The organism is Streptomyces sp. W16, assembly GCF_033194735.1.
In the GTDB taxonomy this organism is placed as follows: Bacteria; Actinomycetota; Actinomycetes; order Streptomycetales; family Streptomycetaceae; genus Streptomyces.
Window position 1 is genome coordinate 1 of sequence record NZ_JAWOAI010000487.1, and the last position, 7,365, is coordinate 7,365.

Here is a 7,365-nt window from a genome sequence, read left to right on the forward strand (position 1 = left end):
GACGACGTACGCCTGCGCTACGCCGAGCCCGCCGCCGTACGCGACCAGTGCGAGGCGGTGTACGCGCGGCAGGTGGCCGGGCGGCCCGGGATGCTCGCGCGGCGACCCGGGTGGGAGAACCTGCCGCTGCTGGACCCGGAGAGCGAGCGGCAGGGCACGTCACCGCTGCGGTGCGTGGTCGCCGAGCGCGAAGGCGAAGTCGTGGGCTACGCGCGGTACTTCGTCAAACCCGAGTGGGCCGACTCCGTCCCCAGGGGCGAGGTCCTGCTGCGTGATCTGGAGGCGCTGGACCCGGTGGCGTACGCGGCGCTGTGGCGGTTCCTCTTCGACATCGACCTGACGTCGAAGCTGACGCTGCGCAGCCGTCCCGTCGACGACGCCTGGCAGCATCTCGTCTCCGACCTCCGCAGGTGCGGCCTCCGGCAGCAGGACTCGTTGCACGTACGGCTGGTGGATCTGGGGGCCGCGCTGGAGGCGCGTACCTACCAGACGCCGGTGGACGTCGTGTTCGAGGTCGAGGACGTCTTCTGCCCCTGGAACGAGGGGCGTTGGCGGCTCACCGGCGACGCGAAGGGCGCGTCCTGCAAGCGGACCGAGGAGCCGGCCGATCTCGCCCTGTCCGTACGGGAGTTGGGGTCCGCGTATCTCGGCGGGGTGTCCCTCGGGTCGCTCGCGGGAGCCGGCCGGGTGCGGGAGCTGCGGGCGGGCGCGCTGGCGGAGGCGTCCCTGGCCTTCGGCTCGACGGCCGCGCCCTGGCTGCCGCACGGGTTCTAGGTCGTGTCCGCGAAGTCCCGTCGTCCGCGCGAAGGGCGGGCCCTGCCGCGTCCGGAGGCTGGCGGAGTGCCGGGCGGAAGTCCTCGTACTGGGCGTACTTGGGCTTTCGCCCGGTGCGGCGAGTGGGGGCACCTCCCACGCCCTTGAGGCAGTGGGGGAGCGTGCCGGGCGTCGCGGCGCTGGGGCCCCCTCTGGGGGAGGGACTTTGCGGACACGGCCTGGCACTACGGCAACCGGTCTACGGCTTCTGGCAGTTGGGGCACCAGAACAGGTTGCGGGCGGCGAGGTCGGCGGTGCGGATCTCGCTGCCGCAGATGTGGCAGGGGCGGTTGGCCCGGCGGTAGACGTAGACCTCGCCGCCGTGGTCGTCCACGCGCGGCGGGCGGCCCATCGCCTCGGGGGTGTGCGCGGGGCGGACGGTGTCGATGCGGTTGTTGCGGACGCCCTCGCGCATCAGCTCGACGAGGTCGGCCCAGATCGCGTCCCACTCCGCGAGGGTGATGTCCTTGCCCGCGCGGTAGGGGTCGATGCCGTGCCGGAAGAGGACCTCGGCGCGGTAGACGTTGCCGACGCCGGCGATGACCTTCTGGTCCATGAGGAGTGCGGCGATCGTCGTACGGCTGCGGGAGACACGCCGGTACGCCGGAGCCGGATCGGTGTCCGGGCGCAGCGGGTCGGGGCCGAGGCGGTCGTGTATCGCCTGCTTCTCGGTGTCCGTGATCAGGGCACAGGTGGTGGGGCCGCGGAGATCGACGTACGACGTGTCGTTGGCGAGGCGCAGGCGGACGGTGTCCGTGGGCGGGGGCGCGGGGACTCCGCCGAAATTCACCTTGCCGAACAGCCCGAGGTGGATGTGGATCCAGTCGGCGTCGCGGAAACCGAGGAACAGGTGCTTGCCGTGGGCTTCGGTGCGGGTGAGTTCCGTACCGTTGAGCAGTGCGGCGGCGTCACTGAACTTGCCCTGGGGACTGGTGACTTGTGCCGGCCGGCCGGAGAAGCGGCTCGCGTAGTCCAGCGCAAGCCGATGGATCGTGTGCCCCTCTGGCACTGACGCAATTCCTTTCCCACCCGCCCACCCGTCTCGGTCAGTTGACGGGTGGGCCTTGAAAAGCGTGCCTACTGCTGCGGGTGGTGCGCCGGGATCTCCGGCAGCTCCCCCGTCGTCTCGTACTCCGTCAGCATGTCGATGCGGCGAATGTGCCGCGGGTCCTCGGAGAACGGCGTCGCCACGAACGTCTCGACGAACTTCGTCGCCTCGTCCCGCGAGTGCATCCGCGCACCGACCGCGACGACGTTCGCGTTGTTGTGCTGCCGGCCGAGCGACGCGGTCTCCTCGCTCCAGGCGAGGGCCGCCCGCACCCCCTTGACCTTGTTCGCCGCGATCTGCTCGCCGTTGCCGGAGCCGCCGATCACGATGCCGAGGGCCTCGGGGTCGGCGGCCGTGCGCTCTGCGGCGCGGAGGCAGAAGGGCGGGTAGTCGTCCTGTGCGTCGAAGATGTGCGGCCCGCAGTCGACGGGCTCGTGGCCCGCCTCCTTGAGCCACTCGACGAGGTGGTTCTTGAGTTCGAAGCCCGCATGGTCGGAGCCGAGATACACGCGCATGGGACGAGTGTGACACGGCTGTTTCCGGGAAGCAGCTCCGGGGCCCGACCTCGTTAAATACAGGCAACACCTGGCAACCTCAAGGAAACCTCAAGTAACGATCTGGATTCAAAGGTTCTGGAATTCCTTTACCTCCGATTCACTGGACCGACCCGTACGCCGCTCGTACGGGCACCCCCCACCGGCATCCCAACCGGCGTAAAGGAATTCCCCCCATGACTGCCCCCATGACTGATGGTTCCGGCCTCCAGGCCGGACTCAAGAACCGACATCTGTCGATGATCGCGATCGGCGGCGTCATCGGCGCCGGCCTGTTCGTCGGTTCGAGCTCCGGGATCGCGACCGCAGGGCCCGGCATCCTTCTCTCCTACGCGCTCGTCGGCACGCTCGTGGTGCTGGTGATGCGCATGCTGGGCGAGATGTCCGCCGCGAACCCCACGTCCGGCTCGTTCTCCGCACACGCCGACCGCGCGCTCGGCCGCTGGGCCGGTTTCTCGATCGGCTGGCTGTACTGGTTCTTCTGGGTCGTCGTGCTCGCCGTGGAGGCGACCGCCGGCGCCAAGATCCTCGAAGGGTGGATCCCGGCCGTACCGCAGTGGGGCTGGGCGCTGATCGTGATGGTGGTGCTGACCGCCACGAACCTCGTATCGGTGGGCTCCTACGGCGAGTTCGAGTTCTGGTTCGCCGGGATCAAGGTCGTGGCGATCGGCGCGTTCATCGTCGTCGGCGCGCTGGCGATCTTCGGCGTGCTCCCCGGCGCCCACACCGACAAGGCGGGCCTCGGCAATCTCACCGACCACGGCGGCTTCCTGCCGAACGGTCCCGGCGCGATCCTGACCGGCGTCCTGCTGGTCGTCTTCTCCTTCATGGGCAGCGAGATCGCCACGCTGGCCGCCGGTGAGTCCGAGGACCCGCAGCGCGCGGTCACCAAGTCGACCAACAGCATCATCTGGCGTATCGGCGTCTTCTACCTCGGCTCGATCTTCGTCGTCGTCTGCCTGCTCCCCTGGAACGACCCGTCGATCAAGGAGCAGGGTTCGTACGTCGCAGCCCTCGACTCCCTCGGTATCGCGCACGCCGGTCAGATCATGAACTTCATCGTGCTGACCTCGGTACTGTCCTGCCTCAACTCCGGTCTCTACACGGCCTCCCGCATGGCCTTCTCGCTCGGCGGACGCGGCGACGCGCCGAAGGCGTTCGCCAAGACCACGTCCCGTGGCGTACCGATGGCGGCGATCATTGCCTCCGTCGTCTTCGGGTTCGTCGCCGTGTTCTTCAACTACGCCTTCCCCGACACCGTGTTCCTCTTCCTCGTCAACTCCTCAGGCGCGGTCGCCCTGTTCGTGTGGCTGGTGATCTGTGCGTCGCAGCTGCGCCTGCGGCGGATCATCGAGCGCGAGTCGCCGGAGAAGCTCGTCGTGCGGATGTGGCTGTACCCGTATCTGACCTGGGCGACGATCGCCCTGATCGTGTTCGTCCTCGGCTACATGCTCACCGACACCGAGGGCGAGAGCAGCGGCCGTACGACCGTCCTGTTGTCGTTGGCGGTCGCGGCGGGCGTGCTGGCGGTCGCCGTCATCAAGGAGCGGGTGCGCGGCGGGCAGCGGCTCACCGTCGCCGACACGGACACCGACACCGACAAGGTGTCCGTGGGCTGACAGCGCCCCCCTGCGTTCAAAGCACGACAAAGCTGTTCTTGACCTTGTCGTAGGTCTTCAGGGCCTGGGTCTCCACGTCCGGCTGGTACCAGGTGTTGATCTGGTACGACTTCCCGTCCGCGTCGAAGCCGAGCAGCCGGGCGTGCCAGGGGACGCCCTTGAGGGTGAACGTGTACTCCCAGACCACTGCCGGATAGCCGCGGAACGTCGTGCTGACGAGGCGGATCTTCCGGTAGTCCTGCCCCTGGTGGGCGTTCCGCTCCGAGGCCTCCCACGTCCGCATCAGATCACCGCGGGCGAGGGAGGACTTGCCCACGAGCTCCTGGCCGGCGTCCGGGGACGTGTAGTGGACCTCGGCCCCCGTCTTCAGATCCCGCCGCCAGCCGGTGGGCGTCGCCCACGCGAACCCGCCCGCCTCCTGGTGCGTACCCGGGGGCAGGCTCGGAGGGCGTGAGGTGCCCTCGACCGTGGGGGAAGGGGACGGGGACGGGGAAACGGACGGTTCGGTGGAGGCGGGGGCGGAGGCGGAGGCGGAGGCCGAGGGTTCGGTCGGGGTCGCCGGCGCGCTGGTCGGCGCCTTCGACGCCGAGCCTGTGGCCGTGTCGTCGGAGGAGCCGTTCCCGTACATGAGGATCGTCCCGACCACCGCGCCCACTACGGCTACGGCCGCGGCGGCGATCAGTCCGATACGGCGGTGGGTGCGCGTGCGCGTGTGGCGCGGAGTGAACGGCTCGGCGGGGGCGGGCAGACGGGCGGGGTGGGGGCCCAGGTCCAGGCGGGGGGCCGGCAGGTGGTTCGGAATGAACACGGGCTTCTGCTCGGTCAACTCTTCGGCTTGTTCGACGAGTTGAGCCTGTTCGCTGCGCTCGGCGCGCTCGGCGCGCACAAGGGAGACGCCGGCCACCGCCGGACGTTGTGTCGGTATGACGTCCTCGATGGGCGGGTCGGGATCGAGTTGGGGATCGGGATCGGGATCCGGATCGTGCACTCGGGGATCTCGTGCCGCCCGGACCAACGACGGTTCCAGGAAGGCCGGAGTGGGCGACTCCTGATGGATCTCACGTTCCTCCGGCCTCTCGGGTGCCTCCACCAACCGCGTTTCCACTGAACCGAGTTTCTCGGCCTCCGTCGGAAACGCGACCGGACTCAGCGCCTCCTCCACCTCCTCAAGACCCGGCCGGACCGACGGCTCCTTCTCCAGCAGCGCGGCCAGTACCTCCCGCAACGGGCCTGCCGCGGGCGGGAGTTCGGGCTCCTCGTAGAGCACCGCGTGCAGGGTCGCCAAGGTTGTGTCTCGGGAGAACGGGGAGCGGCCACCGAGCGCCGCGCAGAGGGTCGCGCCCAGTGACCAGATGTCCGAGGGCGGTCCCTGCGGGCGGCCGGAGATCCGCTCGGGTGCCATGTAGTCGGGCGAGCCGACGAGCGTGCCGACCATGGTGAGCGCCGTGGCGTCCTGGATCGCCGCGATGCCGAAGTCGGTGAGCACGACGCGTTGCGCACGGCTCTCGACCAGTACGTTGCCGGGTTTGATGTCCCGGTGCAGGACGCCTCCCGCGTGCACCTGCCGCAGGGCCGCCACCAGCCCGAGCCCGATGCGGGCGGCCTCGCGCGGGCCGATCGGACCGTCGTCCGCCATGATCCGCTCCAGCGAGCGGCCGGCCACCAACTCCATGACGATCCACAGGCGTTCGCCCTCGTCCACGACGTCGTAGACCCGTACGACGTTGGGATGGTCGATCCGGGCCGTGGCCCTCGCCTCGCGCAGGGTGCGCTCACGGCGGGTGCGGGTGTCCTCCGCGCCGAGGCCGTCGATGCGCATCTCCTTGACCGCGACCTGCCGGTCGAGCATTTCGTCGGCGGCTCGCCACACCCGCCCCATTCCCCCCTGGCCGATGCTTTCGGCCAGTCGATAGCGCCCGGTCACCAATAGCCCCGGAGTTCCACCGCTCCTCAAGTTCCCCGTATTCCCCGGCAATCCGCTGCACCCCCACAATGGTCACACTTCATGCCGTACCAGCATAGTGCGGAGAAATCTTGTGGTACCTCTTCAAGTACTGCGAATTCAGGCGCAGTCCCAGGGGGACACAGGGGAACGCAAGGGGGACGAACATGAGTTCTCGTCGTGCGACGACCATCGCTACGGCCATCACAGGATCGCTGCTCACGGCATCTTTCTCGGCGGTGATGATCCTTTCCTTCACCGCCTCGGCGGATGACCAGGGACCGGGAAGCAGCAAAGGCGGAAAGGCGATGGACGCGGCACCGGCGGGTGTGAAACTGACCACGCTCCTGCCGGAGACGATTTCTGTCGACAACAGTTCGAAAAAGACGGCCATCACCGCCACGGTGAAGAACGAGGGGACCAAGGCGAGCGGCGATCTCAATCTCCTGGTCGTCGGTTTCGACGGCCTCAAGGTCAATAGCGTGCAGGGTTGTTCGGCAATCGCCGAAAAGGATCTGCCGCCCGGTTCGAACAGTGGATTCAAGTGCTCCGTCGGCGCGCTCGCCGCGGGGAAGTCGAAGTCGTACGCCGTCGACGCGACGTACGACCTGAGCAAGGCCGGGAAGATCTGTCTGCCGGTGATGTCCGCCGACGGCAAGAAGACGTTCTGGCAGCAGGGCCCGGTCCCGTTCGGTACGGCGAACCCGTCGCCGAACGCCCCGGCCACCCCGTTGCTGCTCGGCACCGACAACAAGCCGGTGGCACCGGGCGGCGACACACTGCCCAAGACCGGCGTCGGCAGTGACGTACTGCCGCTGGGCGCGGCCGGTGCGGCACTGATCGCGGCGGGCGCGGCGGGCCTGTACTGGTCCCAGCGACGGCCCGAGCGGCCTCTCCAGAGCTGAGCCAGGGCCGGACAAGGGAGGGCCGGGTCGCGGGAGAACCCGGCCCTCCCTGCAAGTCCCACCGGTTTCCGGACCGGGTTCACCCAGCCCCGGATGGACGAACCTCTTCCGCGGGAACTACGGCCCTACCGCTGCTTGTTGGCGAACTTCCACGCGGTCGGAGTCGCGCCCATCGCCAGGGCCGCCTTCAAGGCGTCGCCGAGGAGGAAGGGGGTGAGTCCCGCGGCGATCGCGGCGCTCGTCGACAGGTCCAGGGAGAGTGCCAGGTACGGGACGCCGACGGCGTAGATGATCGCCTCGCCCAGGAGCATCGTGCCCGCCATGCGCAGGACCGAGCGGTCGGCGCCGCGGCGGGCCAGGGCGCCCACGGCGGCGGAGGCGAGCAGCATGCCGATGATGTAGCCGAAGGAGGCGCCGCCTCCGTGGGTGCCGCCGGCGAACCACGGCACACCGGCGAGGCCGAGCAGCGCGTACAGGGCGAGCG

The 7,365-nt window shown here is 69.2% G+C and carries 7 protein-coding genes; 3 read left to right on the forward strand and 4 right to left on the reverse strand.

Annotated features, from left to right (window positions below; genetic code table 11):
- Positions 1-774, forward strand: a 774-nt coding sequence (locus R6V09_RS41290; RefSeq protein ID WP_317886626.1) for a sterol carrier protein domain-containing protein, incomplete at its 5' end; no start/stop codon positions are given.
- A gap of 238 nt (positions 775-1,012) precedes the next feature.
- On the opposite strand, the gene R6V09_RS41295 is transcribed toward R6V09_RS41290, so the two are convergent.
- Both R6V09_RS41295 and R6V09_RS41300 read right to left on the reverse strand, forming a co-directional pair.
- Entirely contained in the window at positions 1,013-1,822 is an 810-nt protein-coding gene (locus R6V09_RS41295) for an Fpg/Nei family DNA glycosylase (RefSeq protein WP_317886627.1), read from the reverse strand.
- A 68-nt stretch (positions 1,823-1,890) separates the two neighbouring features.
- Positions 1,891-2,376 carry a ribose-5-phosphate isomerase gene (locus R6V09_RS41300; protein ID WP_317886628.1) on the reverse strand — a complete coding sequence of 162 codons (486 nt, stop codon included), beginning with the start codon at positions 2,374-2,376 and terminating at the stop codon, positions 1,891-1,893.
- A gap of 215 nt (positions 2,377-2,591) precedes the next feature.
- Between R6V09_RS41300 and R6V09_RS41305 the strand changes: the two genes are divergently transcribed.
- Positions 2,592-4,034 carry an amino acid permease gene (locus R6V09_RS41305; protein ID WP_442810246.1) on the forward strand — a complete coding sequence of 481 codons (1,443 nt, stop codon included), beginning with the start codon at positions 2,592-2,594 and terminating at the stop codon, positions 4,032-4,034.
- A gap of 16 nt (positions 4,035-4,050) precedes the next feature.
- Here the strand turns inward: R6V09_RS41305 and R6V09_RS41310 are convergent, their stop codons facing one another.
- Positions 4,051-5,913 (reverse strand): serine/threonine-protein kinase, encoded by a 1,863-nt coding sequence (locus R6V09_RS41310; RefSeq protein ID WP_442810247.1) that lies wholly within the window; start codon positions 5,911-5,913, stop codon positions 4,051-4,053.
- Between the two features lie 230 nt (positions 5,914-6,143).
- Here R6V09_RS41310 and R6V09_RS41315 point away from each other — a divergent pair, with 230 nt between their 5' ends.
- Complete coding sequence (locus R6V09_RS41315; protein ID WP_317886630.1) at positions 6,144-6,881, forward strand: LPXTG cell wall anchor domain-containing protein; 738 nt, start codon at positions 6,144-6,146, stop codon at positions 6,879-6,881.
- A gap of 125 nt (positions 6,882-7,006) precedes the next feature.
- Here R6V09_RS41315 and R6V09_RS41320 read toward each other — a convergent pair.
- A partial coding sequence (locus R6V09_RS41320) for a biotin transporter BioY (protein ID WP_317886631.1) occupies positions 7,007-7,365 on the reverse strand: 359 nt, incomplete at its 5' end.

What these genes read in the sequence shown, in the direction of transcription:
- R6V09_RS41310 (WP_442810247.1), bottom strand. Translation starts at nt 5,913, where the DNA reads ATGGGGCGGGTGTGGCGAGCCGCCGACGAAATGCTCGACCGGCAGGTC.
- R6V09_RS41305 (WP_442810246.1), top strand. Translation starts at nt 2,592, where the DNA reads ATGACTGCCCCCATGACTGATGGTTCCGGCCTCCAGGCCGGACTCAAG.
- R6V09_RS41315 (WP_317886630.1), top strand. Translation starts at nt 6,144, where the DNA reads ATGAGTTCTCGTCGTGCGACGACCATCGCTACGGCCATCACAGGATCG.
- R6V09_RS41300 (WP_317886628.1), bottom strand. Translation starts at nt 2,376, where the DNA reads ATGCGCGTGTATCTCGGCTCCGACCATGCGGGCTTCGAACTCAAGAAC.